The sequence below is a fragment of the Olivibacter sp. LS-1 genome, assembly GCF_008245145.1.
GTDB classification, from domain to species: domain Bacteria; phylum Bacteroidota; class Bacteroidia; order Sphingobacteriales; family Sphingobacteriaceae; genus Olivibacter; species Olivibacter oleidegradans.
This window is the reverse complement of the sequence record NZ_CP041643.1, coordinates 2,091,001-2,107,624: the sequence shown is the minus strand read 5'-3', so window position 1 is coordinate 2,107,624 and position 16,624 is coordinate 2,091,001. Positions and strand designations below refer to the sequence as shown.

Below are 16,624 nucleotides of genomic sequence, written 5' to 3'. Positions count from 1 at the left end.
GCACACGTATATAGACGGCTGACAACCGATGACTGAAAGCTGATGACTAATAACTAATAACGAGTAACAAACAACAAAAAGGACATGAATACGCTCGAAATAACAAAAGACACGCCTCAGCAAGCACAGGAGGAAAAGGCAAAAACAACAAAAATTTCAGGCTCTCAAGCCGTATTGGAGGCATTTATTGCTGAAGGAGTGGACACCATATTCGGTTACCCAGGGGGTGCGATTATGCCTATTTATGACGCATTGTATGACTATAATGACCGATTGAAACATATATTGGTGCGCCATGAACAAGGTGGTATACATGCGGCGCAAGGCTATGCCCGTACTTCGGGAAAAACCGGTGTTGTCTTTGCTACCAGTGGTCCGGGCGCAACAAACCTAGTTACCGGCCTGGCGGATGCCATGATTGATAGCAACCCTATTGTATGTGTTACAGGTCAAGTATTTGCACATCTTTTGGGCACCGATGCTTTTCAGGAAACCGATGTTATTAATATTACAACACCCGTTACAAAATGGAATTACCAAGTAACGGATGCGTGCGAAATTCCAGCGGCTTTAGCAAAGGCGTTTTATATAGCAAGAACAGGCCGGCCAGGCCCTGTATTAATTGATATAACAAAGAACGCACAACTGCAATTGTTCGACTATGAAGGCTATACCTCTTGCAACCATATAAGAAGCTATCGCCCGGCTCCAATCGTTCGAAAAGAATATATTGCAGCGGCCGCAGAGCTGATTAATCAAGCAAAAAAGCCTTTTGTGCTTTTTGGTCAAGGCGTCATTTTAGGGAAAGCCGAAAATGAATTTAAGGCGTTTATCGAAAAAACAGGCATTCCTGCTGCATGGACAATTATGGGACTGAGCGCACTGCCAACTGATCACCCCTTAAATGTCGGTATGTTGGGTATGCACGGCAATTACGCACCCAATGTCTTAACAAACGAATGTGATGTCCTCATAGCCATCGGTATGCGTTTTGACGACCGGGTTACGGGGCGACTTGATAAATATGCGAAACAAGCTAAAGTGATTCATCTGGATATCGATCCGGCGGAAATAGACAAAAATGTCAAAACAACGGTACCCGTTTGGGGCGATTGTAAAGAGACCTTGCCTTTACTTACAGCATTAGTTCAAGCCAACCAGCACAGTGAATGGGTACAGAAATTCCGTGAGCTTGAGCAGGAAGAAGTAAAAGAGGTCATTCATGCTGAATTGAATCCGGGTGAAGGTGAAATGACGATGGGAGAAGTAATCAATGTGCTCAATGAATTAGCCAATGATGATGCGGTTATCGTAACCGACGTGGGTCAGCATCAAATGGTGGCTTGCCGTTATGCCCGTTTTAAACAGTCGAAAAGCAATGTTACTTCCGGAGGTTTAGGCACAATGGGATTTGGACTGCCCGCAGCTATAGGTGCTTGGTATGGAGCTCCCGAGCGCAATGTGGTAGCAATCATCGGTGACGGCGGTATTCAGATGACTATTCAAGAATTAGGCACGATTATGCAATTTGGCGCGAAGGTTAAAATTTTGATTCTGAATAACCAGTTCCTGGGTATGGTTCGCCAATGGCAGCAGTTGTTCCATGACAAACGTTATTCATTTGTAAACATAACAAGCCCCGATTACGTAGCAGTGGCTAAAGGATATTACATTCCCGGAAAACGCATAGATCAACGAGCTAACTTAAGGGAGGCATTACAAGAAATGTTGAACCATGACGGCTCTTATCTATTGGAAGTAATGGTAGGGAAAGAGAATAACGTATTCCCTATGGTACCGCAAGGAAGTAGTGTAAGTGAAATAAGGTTGAAGTAAGTCAAAAATAAAAAGTAAAAATTCAAAAATAAAAAGGTCCCCTTAGGGGGTGGTAAAAGTGAAAAAATGTCTTTTGGAGTCAACAAAATATATGATATAAAGGAAAGGACATTTCTCTTTTCGAAACAGATTATTTTGTTTGTAAAAGACACAAATTTTGACAGGACTTTTTCTTCAATCTTTGACCAGTTGGTTCGTAGTGCTACATCAGTCGGAGCTAACATAGCCGAGGGTAAATCGGGCTCATCGAAAAACGACTTTTTAAAGTTTCACATTATCGCATTAAAGTCAGCCAATGAAACAATCTATTGGCTCAAACTAATTAGAGAAACATTAAACATAGATAAAAATAAAGCAGATTCGTTGATGTTGGAAGTTGAAGAGATAGCAAAGATCCTTGCAACCATTATCTTAAAAAACAAAGCTGCATAGTTTTTAACTTTTGAATTTTACCTTTTGAATTAAAAAAATGGAAAAACAAGAATATACCATCACGGTTTACACAGAGAATAGCATTGGTATGATCAGCAGAATTGCTATCATATTTTCTCGTCGTAAAATAAACATTGAGAGCTTAAACACTTCACCTTCAGAAGTACATGGCATCCATCGCTTTACGATAGTAATCACCGAATCGGAGGAAGTAGTGCGAAAATTATGTAGACAAATTGAAAAACAGGTTGAAGTGCTCAAAGCCTATTATAATACCAATGACGAGGTCATATGGCAAGAGCAGGCCTTATATAAGGTTCCCACCAGTGTGGTAACTGAAAAAGCGCCTATTGAACGCTTATTACGTGAATATGGTGCACATGCTGTAGTGATCCGAAACGACTACACCGTATTTGAAACTGCGGGACATCGCGAGGAAATCGATAAGTTAACCGAAGCCTTAGCCGAATACAATTTAATTGAATTTGTTCGGAGCGCGCGCATTGCCATCATTAAAGATAGCGAAGGATTCCACAAGAAATTAAAGCAATTTGAACTGGCAGAACCAGCAGAAGAAATTGTTGAGAACGAATACCTTGATAAGCAGGATAAAGTCTTTACGATGTAGTTATGGCAATAAGCAGTATCGACATAGCCCTCCAGGTAAGAAGGAATTTTATTGAGTTGATGGACAATATGACCATCGGAGAACTTAATACCATCCCTTCGGGATTTAATAACAATATTGCTTGGAACTTCGGGCACATTGTAGTGAGTCAGCAAAAACTTTGCTATACACTATCCGGCTTGCCCATAAAGCTAGATGAACAGTATATGCTTAAGTATCAAAAAGGTTCAAAACCTGAAAAATTTATTGATCAGGATGAAATTGACTACTTGAAGGAACAGGCTTACACACTTATCGATGAGTTGCTGGGGGATTTAGAAGCAAGCGTTTTCCATAATTTTAATCCCACTAAACTACATTTCGGTCTCGAACTAAAAGGTATAGAAGACGCGATCAATTACTTTCAAAACCATGATGCATTACATCTAGGCTTTGCTACAGCTATAAAAAGAGCGATAATAGGAGAAAAACAAAAGCTATCGGCTAATGCCTAACAGCTAAAAACGTTATAAAATCAAAACAGTAATCGTCAAACATTAGATAAAACAATGGCAAATTATTTTAACACCCTACCACTCAGAGAAAAATTGAACCAATTAGGCGTTGCCGAATTTATGGACATCCGTGAATTTACGGATGGCGTGAGCGCATTAAAAGGTAAAAAAATCGTTATTGTGGGCTGCGGTGCTCAAGGCCTAAATCAAGGGCTTAATTTAAGAGATAGTGGACTTGATGTTTCATATGCGCTTCGTAAGGAAGCAATCGAACAAAAGAGAGATTCATGGAAAAATGCAACCGATAACAACTTTACGGTGGGTACTTATGAGGAACTTATCCCTACAGCTGATCTCGTCAGTAACTTAACGCCCGATAAACAACACTCTTCCGTTATTGATGCTATTATGCCTTTAATGAAGGAAGGTGCTACCCTATCCTATTCACACGGTTTCAATATTGTTGAAGAAGGAAAGCAAATCCGCAAAGATATTACGGTAATAATGGTCGCTCCGAAATGTCCAGGCTCAGAAGTTAGAGCTGAGTACTTACGTGGTTTTGGTGTGCCTACGCTCATTGCCGTACATCCGGAGAACGATCCTCAAGGTAAGGGCTTAGCTGAAGCTAAAGCGTACTGTGTAGGTACCGGTGGTCATAAAGCCGGCGTGTTGCGTTCGTCATTCGTAGCGGAAGTTAAATCAGATTTGATGGGTGAGCAGACCATCTTATGCGGGCTTTTACAAACCGGTTCGATCTTATCGTTCGACAAGATGGTGGAAAAAGGGATTGAACCCGGTTACGCCTCAAAACTAGTGCAGTACGGCGTCGAAGTAATCACAGAAGCATTAAAACAGGGTGGTATCACGGCTATGATGGATAGGTTAAGCAACGTAGCTAAAATCAAAGCATTTGAGGTTTCTGAAGAACTTAAGACCATTATGCGTCCATTGTTTCAAAAACACCAAGATGATATCATGAGTGGTGAATTCAGCCGCACCATGATGGAAGACTGGGCGAACGGCGACAAAAACTTATTGGCTTGGCGCGCCGCTACAGGTGAAACAGCCTTCGAAAAGACGCCTGCAGGGGATGTAAAAATTGGAGAACAAGAGTATTTTGACCATGCCGTATTTATGGTTTCTTATATTAGAGCAGGCGTTGAATTAGCGTTCGAAACCATGGTGGAAGCGGGTATTAAACCGGAATCTGCTTATTACGAATCATTGCATGAAACACCGCTTATTGCCAATACCATTGCCCGCAAAAAGCTATTCGAAATGAACCGCGTCATTTCCGATACTGCTGAATATGGTTGTTATTTATTTGATCATGCTTGTAAACCATTGTTAGCTGATTTTATGAAAACCGTTGATACAGACATCATCGGCAAAAACTATAATGATGGCAAAGATGGAGCGGTTGATAACCAAGAACTAATTGCTGTTAATGAGGCTATCCGCAACCATCCGGTAGAAAAAGTAGGTGCAGTATTACGGAAAGCAATGACTGCCATGAAGGCTATTAAAACAGTGTAAAAAACATCCGGGCCGGTTTTGGAGTTAACCGGCCCGGACAATTTCTAATGTACATAAACAGGCCTGGTTGGCACTTTTTGCAAAAAAGGCTTGATAGTATAAAAAAACAATTTGTATAAGTTTGTATTAAAACAACGACACCATATTAAAAAGGCATTCCAGCCCATTCGGCTATGATTAATCCCTTCGTCCATATTACCCATTTAAGTCTTCAATATGCACATGATGTTATATTGGATCAGCTCAATTGGCAAATCCTCCAGGGAGAGCATTGGCTTATTGGTGGAAAAAGTGGTTCGGGAAAAAGTTCATTGGGAAAAGCGCTCGCTGGACTTGAAAAAACAAGTGGCGATATGCAATTCTTTTTCAATAAATCTTCCGCCCTTCCCGCCCGAGTACTGTATGTATCTAACTGGTATCAGTTTACCAACCTGGAAGGCGATCGCAATTTCTATTATCAGCAGCGTTATAATAAACAACAACGCAATGATACCTTGACGGTATATGCTGAATTAATGCATTATGCCAAAGAGGAAAGCCTAGCGTTTGAAGAAGTTGAGAAATACTTAGATCTTTTCGATTTTATCGATTTCAAAAATACGCAGCTCATCGAACTGTCCAGTGGAGAGCATAAAAAATTACAATTGATAAAAGCACTCTGGCTTAAACCGCAACTGTTAATTATTGATGAACCGTATACCGGATTAGATAAAGCGTCGCGCAAAAAGCTAAATCACTTTTTGGAAGAGTTGGCTGAAGCAGGTGTACAGTTGATTCTTATCACAAACGATGAAAACATACCAAACTGCATCAACCGATTTGCGGAAATTGAAAATGGAAAGTTAAAACACCTATCTTCTATTCAAAATTTATCCAAAGATGTGGCTCGCGAACAAAAGCCTTTACCGCATTTCCTTCAAGAAGAGCCGAGGGAATCGGCCGATATTTTCGTCCATATGGAAAACATCCATGTTCGATATGGCGAAAAAGAAGTATTAAAGAATATCAGTTGGACAGTACGTAAAGGCGAAAAGTGGCTTCTGCAAGGGCATAACGGCTCAGGTAAATCGACCTTGCTCAGTCTTATAAATGGCGATCATCCACAAGCGTATGCAAATGAGATCCATCTTTTTGGCAACAAGCGAGGAAGTGGAGAAAGTATTTGGGATATTAAAGCTCACTTAGGTATTGTTTCGCCTGAATTACATTGGTACTTTGATAAAACTGCGAAAGTGTGGCAAGCGATCGCCTCCGGCCTGTACGATAGTATTGGTTTATTTCGACAGCTAAACTATGAACAACAACAGCGGGTTACCCAGCTATTAGACTTCTTTGAGTTAACAACCTGTAAGGACCGCCTGTTAACAACCTTGCCTTTAGGTAAACAGCGACTTGTTTTATTGGCTAGAACCGTCATCAAAAATCCGTCGCTATTGATATTAGATGAGCCCTGCCAAGGCCTGGATTACGCGCAGACCGAACATTTCAATGCAGTTGTGGACGAACTTTGTAGCTTTGGAAAAACATTGATTTACGTTGGTCATTACGAGACACAACTACCGAGCTGTCTGGAAAACAAAATTGTGCTAGAGAAAGGTGAAATAAAAACAATACAAAAGATAGCCGCATATGCTTAGAAAGATGGAACAGACCGTTATTGTCAACCATATACAGCTATCCTAAATATATAGTAGAAATAAAAAAGACCCAGTATGTTACATAATCCTAATCACTTATACATATTCGACACCACGCTTCGTGACGGAGAACAAGTCCCTGGTTCACAATTGACCACGCCCGAAAAAATCATTATCGGTGAAGCACTTCAGGCTTTGGGAGTGGATATTATTGAAGCAGGTTTTCCGATTTCCAGTCCGGGTGATTTCCAAAGTGTAGTTGAATTATCAAAGGTTGTACGCGAACCGATCATCTGCGCTTTAACCCGCGCAAATAAAGGCGATATTGATTGCGCAGCAGAGGCTTTAAAATATGCGAAACGGCCCCGTATCCACACCGGTATCGGGTCATCTGACATGCATATTAAATATAAATTCAACAGTACCCGTGAAGCGATTCTTGAGCGTGCTGCGGAAGCGGTGAAATATGCTAAACAATTTGTAGAAGATGTTGAGTTTTATGCGGAAGACGCCGGAAGAGCGGACAATGTATATTTAGCTCAAATGATCGAGGCAGTGATCGCCGCGGGTGCAACGGTTGTCAATATTCCTGATACCAACGGCTATTGCTTACCTGAGCAATACGGTGCTAAAATTCGTTTCCTAAAAGAAAATGTTAAGAATATCGATCAGGCGATTATCTCCGTCCATTGTCATAACGACTTGGGCCTTGCTACCGCTAATAGTCTTTCGGGAATTCAAAATGGTGCTCGGCAAGTCGAATGCACAATAAACGGCATCGGTGAGCGTGCAGGTAACACCTCTTTAGAGGAAGTGGTCATGGCACTCAAAACACACTATCAAACACTCGGGTTCCAGACCAACATTAACACCAAACAATTATATCCGCTTAGCACGATGGTAAGCCGCATGATGCGTATGCCTGTGCAAGCTAACAAAGCTATTGTAGGACGTAACGCCTTTGCACACAGCTCCGGCATTCACCAAGACGGAGTACTTAAGCACCGCGAAAATTACGAAATTATCAATCCGGAGGATGTTGGTATAGATCAGTCAGAGATTATCCTTACTGCTCGTAGCGGACGACATGCACTTAAACACCATTTAGAACGCCTCGGGTATACTATTGATCGCATCGATTTGGATCAGACCTATCAGCGTTTTCTCGCACTTGCCGACGAAAAGAAGGAGATTAAGGATGATGATTTGTTGCGCTTAATGGGTGATGAGGCAGAAACCAATTTTAAAAACGGCGTTACTATCAGTTCTCTGCAAGTTATAACCGGTGATCAAAGCGATCCGCAAGCGATCATTAAACTGAACTATAAAGGTACCGAACGGGAAGCAACGGCATCTGGTAACGGCCCGGTGAGTGCTACCATTAAAGCCATCGAAAGCATTATTGGAAGCCATAATGAAATCAAGGAATTTAATATACACTCTATTCATGGAGGAAGTGACGATGTAAGTAAAGTAGATATGCGTGTTATCCATGATAATCAATCCTATATGGGATATGGATTCAGTACCGATATCGTAAGAGCATCGGCTAATGCTTATCTGGATGCATTAAATAAGTTTGTGTAAATTAGCTTTTTCCATTATCATCGGAGTGAGACGAAACAGAGACGAGAAAGCGATAAACTGAGCAGTACTAAATAGCAAGAAAAATTAAAATCTAACTAAATAAAAATGAGCAAGACGTTATTTGATAAAGTGTGGGACTCGCATGTAGTACGAAAGATTGAGGGCGGTCCTGACGTGTTATTTATCGACCGTCATTTAATCCATGAGGTTACCAGTCCGGTGGCCTTCTTAGGGCTTAAAACCCGTGGTATTAGCGTATTATATCCGGAGCGTACATTTGCTACCGCCGACCATAACACGCCAACTATTAACCAACACCTTCCTGTGGCTGATCCGCTTTCAGCCAATCAGTTAAAGGCATTGGAAGAAAATGCCAATGCTTACGGTATTAGACACTGGGGGCTTGGCCACCAAAAAAATGGTATTGTACATGTGATCGGACCGGAAAACGGAATTACACAACCTGGTGCGACCATTGTATGTGGTGATTCGCATACGTCTACACACGGGGCCTTCGGAGCCATTGCATTCGGCATCGGTACCTCAGAAGTAGAAATGGTATTGGCCTCACAGTGTATCATGCAACCGAAACCTAAAAAGATGCGCATTAACGTAACGGGTTCTCTTAGTAAAGGTGTTACGCCTAAAGATGTTGCCTTATTTATCATATCCAAATTAACTACCTCGGGTGCTACCGGGTATTTCGTTGAATATGCGGGTGAAGTTTTCGAAAAGATGAGCATGGAAGGCCGTATGACCGTATGTAATTTAAGTATTGAAATGGGCGCAAGAGGCGGCATGATTGCCCCGGATGAAACTACGTTCACTTACATTAAAGATCGGGAGTTTACGCCAAAAGGTGAAGCATGGGATAAGGCCATGGCCTATTGGAAAACCTTGAAAACAGACAGTGATGCGGTATTCGATAAAGAGTTTACCTTCGACGGCGGCAGCATCGAACCGATGATCACGTATGGAACAAACCCCGGTATGGGAATCGGTATTTCCAATCATATTCCGGATGCGTCTGAAGTAGAGGGCGGTGTGGCCACTTATGAAAAGTCCTTAGGTTATATGGGCTTCCATGAAGGAGAATCCATGATTGGTAAAAAAGTAGATTATGTTTTCGTCGGTAGTTGTACAAATGGACGTATCGAAGATTTCAGGGCTTTTACCTCTTTAGTTAAAGGAAAGAAAAAGGCAGAGGATGTTACCGTATGGCTTGTGCCTGGTTCGCATATCGTGGAAGAACAGATTAAAAAAGAAGGACTATTGGATATCCTGACAGAAGCTGGATTCACGTTGCGCCAACCTGGCTGTTCGGCGTGTTTAGCAATGAATGATGACAAGGTGCCGGCCGGTAAATATGCGGTAAGTACTTCGAATAGAAACTTTGAAGGGCGCCAAGGTCCGGGTGCACGTACCATGCTCGCAAGTCCGCTTGTAGCAGCAGCTGCTGCTGTTACCGGTGTTGTTACCGATCCAAGAACTTTAATTTAATCTCTATGGCTTACGATAAATTTAATATATTGACAAGTACAGCGGTTCCACTTCCTATCGAGAATGTGGATACCGATCAAATTATTCCTGCACGTTTTCTTAAAGCAACTAAGCGAGAAGGCTTTGGCGACAATTTATTTCGTGATTGGCGATATAATTCGGATAATACTCCCAAAAGTGATTTCGTTTTAAACAATCCTATTTACGGTGGTAAGATTTTGGTGGGCGGAAAAAACTTTGGTTCCGGTTCTTCGCGCGAACATGCTGCCTGGGCTGTTTACGACTATGGTTTCCGCTGTGTGGTATCTAGCTTCTTTGCGGATATCTTCAAGAACAACTGTCTTAACATCGGCGTGCTACCCGTACAGGTAAGTCCTGAATTTCTAGAAAAGATCTTCAGTGCTGTTTTTGCCGATCCGAAAACTGAATTGGAAGTGAATCTTCCGGAACAAACCATTACCCTTTTGCCAACTGGCGAAAAGGAGAAATTTGATATTAGTCCCTATAAAAAGGACAACTTATCAAATGGTTTTGATGATATTGATTACCTCCAGAATATAAAAGGAGAGATTCAGGACTTTGCTTCGACACTGCCTTTTTAGAGGGATCAGTTGTGAGTTGCCCGTTGTGAGTTGTGAGCAGGCTCATTTGACACCACTACTTAAGTATTTAACAACTTAACGATATTGGTTGTGAGCTGGGTTCGTGCGACTGAATTGCAGGCTTTTTAATTTTTAATTTTTACTTACCTTACGAATGAAAAGAAAAATAGAAATAATGGACACCACTTTGCGTGATGGTGAACAAACCTCAGGTGTGTCTTTTTCTATTTCAGAGAAATTAACAATTACACAATTATTATTGGAAGAATTGCTGGTAGACCGAGTTGAAATTGCATCGGCGCGTGTTTCTGAAGGAGAGTTCGAAGCGGTAAAAACAATAACTAGTTGGGCTAAGGAAAACGGATATCTCCAAGCTATTGAAATATTGACTTTTGTAGACAATGGTATTTCTATTGATTGGATGTTGAAGGCAGGTGCAAAGGTGCAAAACTTACTTACCAAAGGGTCTTTAAACCATCTCACTCATCAGCTCAAAAAGACACCTGAACAACATTTTGCCGAAATCGCTGATATTATCGCATTAGCAAGTAAAAAGGGCATTGACACCAATGTGTACTTGGAGGACTGGAGCAATGGGATGAAAAATTCACCTGAATATGTATATCAATATTTAAATTTTCTCTCCAAACAGCCTATAAAAAGGATACTATTGCCTGACACGCTTGGCGTATTGACACCGAGTGAGACCTTTCAGTATATCGCAGAGCTGCGGCATAAATATCCGGACCAACATATCGACTTCCATGCGCATAATGATTACGACTTAGGGACGGCCAATGTACTGGAAGCAGTGAAAGCGGGGGTGAATGGCTTACACTTAACAGTAAATGGCATGGGTGAAAGAGCCGGTAATGCACCTATGGCCAGTGTCGTAGCAGTAATGAACGATTTTCTTCCGGATGTAACGGTTTCCGTTAAAGAATCTGCGATTTATAAAGTCAGCAAACTAGTTGAAACCTTTTCAGGCATCAGGATTCCTGCAAATAAGCCAATCGTCGGCGAAAACGTATTTACGCAGACCGCAGGTATCCACGCCGATGGTGATAATAAAAATAATCTTTATTTTAACGACCTACTGCCCGAACGTTTTGGCAGAAAACGCAAATATGCGCTCGGCAAAACTTCCGGTAAAGCTAACATCGAAAAAAACTTGCAAGAACTCGGATTAAAGCTTAATCAGGAAGACCTGAAAAAAGTCACCCAACGAGTTATTGAGTTAGGTGATAGAAAAGAAACCGTCACTAAAGAAGATTTACCCTATATTATTTCGGATGTACTAGACAGCAATCTATATGAAGAAAAAGTGAAGGTGGAATCATATGTTTTGACGCATGCAAAAGGATTACGTCCATCGGCTACTATCGCTGTCTGCATTGATGGTAAAACAATGGAAGAGCATGCGCAGGGTGATGGACAATTCGACGCATTTATGAAGGCCTTGGCTAAAGTATACGCAAAAAAAAACCTGCGTTTACCAAAGCTAGTAGACTATACCGTTCGTATCGCACCAGGCAGTAGCTCAGATGCGCTATGTGAGACCATTATCACTTGGGAAACCGGCAGTCGAACCTTTGTAACTCGAGGTCTCGACTCGGATCAAACCGTCTGCGCCATTAAGGCGACACAAAAAATGTTGAATATTATTTAGTGTGCTTAGATATAAGTATCAAGACATAAGACACCTGCCTGACGGCAGGCAGATAAGTAGTAAGACAAGAGCCATCGGAGTTTTGACCATCCCTACGGGAGGCAGGTTCTTTAATTATTGATATCTTGTTTGTTTCTTAAAGCATCAATGAGCCCTTCAGGGTTTTTAATTTTTACTTTTGAATTTTTACTTTTTAATTAACACTATGAACTTAAATATCGCTCTTCTAGCAGGAGATGGAATTGGCCCGGAAGTTATCGACCAGGCCGTAAAAGTAGTCAATGCAGTAGCAAAGAAATTTAGTCACCAAATCAACTGGACAGCAGCCTTAACAGGTGCTGCGGCAATTGATGCGGTCGGCGAACCTTACCCGGATGAAACCCATGCGGTTTGTATGGCAGCGGATGCGGTGTTATTCGGTGCGATTGGCCACCCCCGCTTTGACAATGATCCAAAAGCTACGGTACGTCCCGAACAAGGCTTGCTTAAAATGCGCAAAAAACTAGGCCTATTTGCTAATGTTCGCCCTACGTTTACCTTTCCTTCCTTAATCGATAATTCTCCGTTAAAGAGAGAGCGCATTGAGGGTACTGATTTAGTGATTTTACGCGAATTGACCGGCGGTATTTACTTTGGTGAAAGAGGACGCAAAGATAATGGCGATACTGCGTTTGACACCTGTACTTATACTCGTGAAGAAATTCAACGTCTTGCCAAGTTGGGCTTCGAAATGGCGATGGGCAGGAGAAAAAAACTATGCTGTGTAGATAAAGCCAACGTATTGGAAAGCTCTCGCTTATGGAGAGAAACGGTACAGGATATGGAAAAGGACTTTCCGGAAGTAGAAGTAAGTTATGAATTCGTTGACGCCGTTGCCATGCGCCTCGTACAATGGCCCAGTTCGTATGATGTCATTATAACAGAGAATTTATTTGGCGATATTTTAACGGATGAAGCTTCCGTTATCTCGGGATCTATGGGCTTAATGCCTTCTTCGTCTATCGGTATTCATACCTCCCTTTTTGAACCGATTCATGGTTCTTACCCGCAAGCTGCAGGAAAAGATATTGCTAATCCACTTGCTACTGTATTATCAGCTGCCATGATGTTCGAAGACGCCTTTAATTTAAAAGAAGAAGCAGCAGCCATTCGAGCAGTAGTCAATAAATCGCTAGCCGAGGGGATTGTAACAGAAGACTTGGCAGGAAAGAATAATAAAGCTTATAAAACCAGTGAAGTTGGCGACTGGTTGGCAGCGAATATTTAAGCGCTTGCCTCAAAAAGATACCAGATTTGTCATTATTTTGACTGCTCTGGTATCTTTTTTAGTAATACCGATGAAATGGATTTAACATTAAACTATAAAACGGCAACCACCCGTTTAAGCGGCGTAATAAAACGCACCCCGCTGGTATACCACCCCAGGCTTTCGGAAAAATATGCTTGTCACGTTTATTTAAAACGGGAGGATTTACAACTGGTAAGATCCTATAAACTTCGCGGGGCTTATAATATGGTAAGTTCGCTAAGTGATGACCAACTTAAACGGGGCGTCGTATGCGCCAGTGCGGGTAACCATGCGCAGGGCTTTGCCTACTCTTGTAATAAGTTAAGCGTGAAAGGGGTGGTTTTTATGCCGGAAATCACTCCAAAACAGAAGGTAACGCAAACGACCATGTTTGGGAATGGACAGATCGAAATTGTGCTCGTAGGTGATACGTTTGACGATTGTTTAAAAGAGGCCCTCGCCTACACTGCCGCCAATAACATGACCTTTATTCCTCCGTTCGATGACTATCGCGTTATCGAAGGACAAGGCACCGTGGGGGTCGAAATTTTGGAAGATCAGCCTGATATCGATATTGTAGTTATACCGATTGGAGGAGGAGGCCTTGCCGCGGGAGTTGGAAATTATTTAAAAAGTGAAAATCCTGCCATCAAAATCTTAGGTGTGGAGCCAGCCGGTGCCCCTTCCATGACGGAAGCATTAAAAGCGGAGCAACCCGTAACACTCAGTGAAATCAATCGCTTTGTAGATGGCGCTGCTGTTAAACGGATTGGTGAGTTGACATTTCCGCTCTGTAAGGAGATCCTAGAAAAAGTAATATTGGTTCCAGAAGGAAAAGTATGTACGAACATTTTGAAACTTTACAATGAAGACGCCATTGTTGTAGAGCCTGCAGGAGCGCTTTCAGTAGCAGCTTTGGATTTCTGTAAAGAAGATATAAAAGGCAAAACAGTGGTCTGTATCATTAGCGGAGGCAACAATGATATCGATCGGATGGCAGAAATAAAAGAGTTATCCCTTTTATACGAAGGCCTCAAACATTACTTCATCGTTCGTTTTCCGCAACGTCCCGGTGCATTGAAGCTGTTTGTAAACGAAGTATTGGGACCTCATGATGACATCACCCGTTTTGAATTCATCAAGAAAACAGAGCGCGAAAGAGGACCTGCACTTGTAGGTATCGAACTTCATAAAGCAGAAGATTATGATGCTTTGTTGAGCCGCATGCGTCAACATCGTTTTGATTTCAAAGAAGTTAATACCGACCAGACTTTGTTTGAGTATTTGATATAAGGTTGAGTTGTAGAATAGTTGAGTAGTTAAGTGGTTGAGTAGTTTAACGACTATTTAATTACTTAACTATTTCCCTACTCAACTACTCAACGATTTCCCCACTCAACGATTTCCCTACTCAACTACTTACTAATACCCATTGCATAAACAATGCCGCCCAAGAGATGTTTCCGAAAATCCACCTCATCATAACTTTCTTTCGTGTGTCCCAAGCCTGTATAGAAAGCTCTTCCACCATCATAGTTATGATACCAGGCAATAGGATGATTATCTCCATTTTTACCACCTTCATAGCTGGTTTCATCCAGTTTCATTAATACTTTTGTATCCGGATTTATATCTTTATAATTGTACCATTCATCCCATCTGCGCCAAGTATCTGCTAAATGTTCAGTAGCTGGATGATTTTTATCCAACACCAATAGGATTGCGTCCTGTTGCTTCGGGTGACTCAGAAACCATGCTCCCACCAATTTATTATACCACGGCCAATCATACTCGGTATCGGCTGCTGCATGGACCCCCACAAATCCTCCACCTTGCTGTATATAATGCTCAAATGCCGTTTGTTGTGCATCATTTAAGATATCGCCTGTTGTACTTAAAAAAACAATTGCCTTATATTTTTTCAAATTATCTTCTGTAAAAACGGAAGCATCTTCTGTATGTTCTGTAGCAAAGCCATTCTCTTCGCCAAGTTCTTCGATGGTTTTCGCCCCCTTTTCAATGGAGTCATGCCTAAATCCCGCGGTTTTTGAAAACACGAGTACCAGCGGTTTCACTTGCGAATGGTCGATATTCTTTTCCGATTTACAAAAGGAAAAGCAAATACCCGCAACCCAAATGAGGGCGAAGATAGATGCATAACGTTTTAGTTTCATAAGTTTTATAAAGTTATTAATCAGTTAATAAAAACATCCCTTGAAGACAGAGCATCCCGAGGGGTCTCACGAGTCCTCTCGGGAGCCAAGCTTTTGACTTTTTAATTATTGATATCTTGTTTGTTTCTTAAGGTATCAATGAGCCCTTCGGGGTTTTGACTTTTTAATTCAATAATGAACGATAATAATCCAAGCTTTCAAAAATTTGTTCTTTTTGAATATATAGGTCAAAATCGCAACTTCCTATTTTATTTAGAAGCGCAAAACCAATTTTATCACCGGTGTTCTTTTTATCATTCAGCATATAAGTATATAAAAACTCATATATTGCTTCGCCAAATGAATAGCTTGGGAACAGATGCATGATATAGCCTCGGATCTCGTTCAACGATTCCAGAGACAACCCGTTATGACGATGAGACAAATAAGCTTCACAGATCATGCCTACTGCAATTGCTTCCCCATGAAGCAAAGGAAAAGAGTCGTTTGCTAAAGAATAACTTTCAACCGCATGTCCAATTGTATGCCCAAAATTTAAAATCTTTCGAAGTCCTTTTTCCGTTGGATCCTTTGTAACAACATCATTTTTTATGACAACCGAACGGTAAATATAATCCTCATTCAATTCTTTTAAATCAACTCTTTGTAACTCTCCAAAATAACCCTGGTCATAGATCAACCCATGTTTTATCATTTCAGCAAAGCCAGAAACCATTTGCCGTTCGTCTAAAGTAGCTAAGAAGTCGCTATTAATAAGTACCGCTTTTGGCTGTGTGAACGTGCCGATAATATTTTTTACCCCATCCATATCAATTCCGGTCTTCCCCCCTACCGAGGCATCGACTTGCGATAATAAGGTTGTAGGTATTTGAATAAAATCAATTCCTCGTTTAAAGGTCGACGCAGCGAAACCACCGATATCCGTTATAACCCCTCCCCCCAGATTAATGAGTAAGCTCTTTCTGTCAGCACCAAAATCCAAGAGCATTTTCCAGATACCGATACAGAAATCAATATTTTTATTCTCTTCTCCAGGATCAATTTCTATTAAATCGTATGCCGTTAATTCCGGCATCGATGATGTAAACACGGGCAAGCAGTGCTCGCTGGTATTACGATCGGTTAAGATAAAAATTTTGGAATAAGTGTTTTTATTTAAAAATTCGCGCAAAGCGTTGAACTGTCTCTCAAAATATACGGAATAAGTATTACTTTTTATTTCTTTGATCATGCTTATTAGC

The 16,624-nt window shown here is 41.4% G+C and carries 14 protein-coding genes; 12 read left to right on the top strand and 2 right to left on the bottom strand.

All coding sequences use genetic code 11. From position 1 onward, the window contains the following. Positions 1–84 precede the first annotated feature (84 nt). From ilvB to ilvA, 12 genes are all read left to right on the top strand, one after another. Positions 85–1,836 (top strand): biosynthetic-type acetolactate synthase large subunit, encoded by a 1,752-nt coding sequence (gene ilvB, locus FKG96_RS08465; protein ID WP_130856416.1) that lies wholly within the window; start codon positions 85–87, stop codon positions 1,834–1,836. Between the two features lie 66 nt (positions 1,837–1,902). Continuing rightward, positions 1,903–2,268, top strand: coding sequence for a four helix bundle protein (locus FKG96_RS08460; protein ID WP_149105323.1), 366 nt, complete (start codon positions 1,903–1,905; stop codon positions 2,266–2,268). A gap of 37 nt (positions 2,269–2,305) precedes the next feature. After that, positions 2,306–2,896 carry an acetolactate synthase small subunit gene (gene ilvN / locus FKG96_RS08455; RefSeq protein WP_013665563.1) on the top strand — a complete coding sequence of 197 codons (591 nt, stop codon included), beginning with the start codon at positions 2,306–2,308 and terminating at the stop codon, positions 2,894–2,896. Positions 2,897–2,898: 2 nt separating this feature from the next. Further along, the gene (locus tag FKG96_RS08450) at positions 2,899–3,390 is read left to right on the top strand and encodes a DinB family protein (RefSeq protein ID WP_149105322.1); all 492 of its coding nucleotides are present in this window, start codon (positions 2,899–2,901) and stop codon (positions 3,388–3,390) included. 54 nt (positions 3,391–3,444) lie between these two features. Then, positions 3,445–4,926 carry a ketol-acid reductoisomerase gene (gene ilvC, locus FKG96_RS08445; RefSeq protein ID WP_149105321.1) on the top strand — a complete coding sequence of 494 codons (1,482 nt, stop codon included), beginning with the start codon at positions 3,445–3,447 and terminating at the stop codon, positions 4,924–4,926. A gap of 173 nt (positions 4,927–5,099) precedes the next feature. Further along, positions 5,100–6,563: an ATP-binding cassette domain-containing protein gene (locus FKG96_RS08440; RefSeq protein WP_149105320.1), complete on the top strand. Its 1,464-nt coding sequence runs from the start codon at positions 5,100–5,102 to the stop codon at positions 6,561–6,563. 75 nt (positions 6,564–6,638) lie between these two features. Further along, positions 6,639–8,150, top strand: coding sequence for a 2-isopropylmalate synthase (locus FKG96_RS08435; protein WP_013665559.1), 1,512 nt, complete (start codon positions 6,639–6,641; stop codon positions 8,148–8,150). Positions 8,151–8,255: 105 nt separating this feature from the next. Beyond that, positions 8,256–9,650, top strand: coding sequence for a 3-isopropylmalate dehydratase large subunit (gene leuC, locus FKG96_RS08430; protein ID WP_130856411.1), 1,395 nt, complete (start codon positions 8,256–8,258; stop codon positions 9,648–9,650). A 5-nt stretch (positions 9,651–9,655) separates the two neighbouring features. After that, positions 9,656–10,252 carry a 3-isopropylmalate dehydratase small subunit gene (gene leuD / locus FKG96_RS08425; RefSeq protein WP_013665557.1) on the top strand — a complete coding sequence of 199 codons (597 nt, stop codon included), beginning with the start codon at positions 9,656–9,658 and terminating at the stop codon, positions 10,250–10,252. 154 nt (positions 10,253–10,406) lie between these two features. After that, positions 10,407–11,921: an alpha-isopropylmalate synthase regulatory domain-containing protein gene (locus tag FKG96_RS08420; RefSeq protein WP_130856410.1), complete on the top strand. Its 1,515-nt coding sequence runs from the start codon at positions 10,407–10,409 to the stop codon at positions 11,919–11,921. A gap of 205 nt (positions 11,922–12,126) precedes the next feature. Further along, entirely contained in the window at positions 12,127–13,188 is a 1,062-nt protein-coding gene (gene leuB / locus FKG96_RS08415; RefSeq protein ID WP_130856409.1) for a 3-isopropylmalate dehydrogenase, read from the top strand. Between the two features lie 75 nt (positions 13,189–13,263). After that, a complete protein-coding gene (gene ilvA, locus FKG96_RS08410; RefSeq protein ID WP_149105319.1) occupies positions 13,264–14,502 on the top strand; it encodes a threonine ammonia-lyase IlvA in 1,239 nt (412 codons plus the stop codon). Positions 14,503–14,624: 122 nt separating this feature from the next. On the opposite strand, the gene FKG96_RS08405 is transcribed toward ilvA, so the two are convergent. Further along, positions 14,625–15,383 carry a ThuA domain-containing protein gene (locus FKG96_RS08405; RefSeq protein WP_149105318.1) on the bottom strand — a complete coding sequence of 253 codons (759 nt, stop codon included), beginning with the start codon at positions 15,381–15,383 and terminating at the stop codon, positions 14,625–14,627. A gap of 163 nt (positions 15,384–15,546) precedes the next feature. Continuing rightward, complete coding sequence (gene aroB / locus FKG96_RS08400) at positions 15,547–16,614, bottom strand: 3-dehydroquinate synthase (protein WP_149105317.1); 1,068 nt, start codon at positions 16,612–16,614, stop codon at positions 15,547–15,549. Between the last annotated feature and the right edge of the window lie 10 nt (positions 16,615–16,624).